1 pseudogene is annotated in these 723 nt (G+C 66.0%); it reads left to right on the top strand.

Annotation, left to right across the window (positions count from 1 at the left end):
* Positions 1-701: pseudogene (locus ACSDR0_RS50935) on the top strand (transposase); the annotation flags it as partial.
* Positions 702-723 lie beyond the last annotated feature (22 nt).

The raw sequence follows: 723 nt of genomic DNA, 5'->3' as shown, positions 1-723 counted from the left end.
TACCTGCTGGAGCGGCTGGGATGGTCGTTCCAGGTGCCGGCCCACCAGGCGGCCCGGCGAGACGATGAACAGATCGCCGGTTGGAAACGGCGGGTGCTGCCCGCTTTAAAAGCACCCGGGCGGCCTGGAACTCCTGGCTCGTCTTCGCCGATGAGTCCGGGCAGAACCTGAGACCGCCCAAGGGCAGGACCTGGGCCCGCAGGGGGCGGACCCCGGTGTTGCCGGTGGCCTACCGCGGACAGGGGCGAGTCTCGATCGCCGCGCTGATCTGCACCAAACCGGGGATGCGGACGCGACTGATCTACCGCACGCGCACCTACCACCAGCGCAAAAACGAGCCGAAAGGCTTCACCGTCGCCGACTTCCAGACGCTGCTGCGGGCCGCGCACACCCAACTGGGCGGCCCGATCTCGCTGGTGTGGGACAGTTTGCCCGAGCACGTCTGCGCCGAGATGCGCGCGTGGATCGCCGCCCATCAGGACTGGTTGGTGGTCTACCGGTTTCCCGCTTATGCGCCCGAGCTCAATCCGGCCGAAGGGGTATGGGCCTACCTGCGCACCAAGCTGTTCAACTTCACCGTCCACGGTATCGACGAGCTCACCGGCCTGATCAAGAACCGGCTCAAACCCATGCAGTACCGGCCCGACCTGCTGAACGGCTTCATCGCCGAGACCGGCCTAATGATCTCCGATCCGGCATAACCCCCGGCTTTCTCGCTCAGTA

This window comes from Streptosporangium sp. G11, assembly GCF_051192615.1.
Taxonomy (GTDB): Bacteria; Actinomycetota; Actinomycetes; order Streptosporangiales; family Streptosporangiaceae; genus Streptosporangium.
The sequence above is the reverse complement of the archived record's forward strand: the minus strand, read 5'-3'. Positions and strand labels throughout refer to the sequence as shown.